This window comes from Tepidibacillus infernus, assembly GCF_048898065.1.
Classification (GTDB): Bacteria; Bacillota; Bacilli; order Tepidibacillales; family Tepidibacillaceae; genus Tepidibacillus_B; species Tepidibacillus_B infernus.
Genome location: NZ_JBLWFI010000048.1, coordinates 1 through 255 on the forward strand (window position 1 = coordinate 1; position 255 = coordinate 255).

Annotated in this window: 1 pseudogene; it reads right to left on the reverse strand. The window is 45.9% G+C overall.

The window, feature by feature from the left end:
* Window positions 1-255: pseudogene (locus TEPIDINF_RS14940) on the reverse strand (IS1634 family transposase); the annotation flags it as partial.

Genomic DNA, 255 nt, shown 5'->3' on the forward strand with positions numbered 1-255 from the left:
TAATCTCCCGGGGAACAAGTCTGGACTTAATTTTGAAATCCTCACTTATGCTCCTGTAGCCACTTGGATCAAGGACATAATTCTTGAAATCCTGATCCGCGCCGCGGATCGAATAGCTGAACACGTAACCATTCTTTGCGGAGAGTGTATACCAGATATTATCCCCTGTCGTCATGCCTTTGTCTGCCACCACAACCGTTCGGCCAAGAGAGAATTGACGTTGTATCCTCCTAAGCATCGGAATCAAAGTTTGTT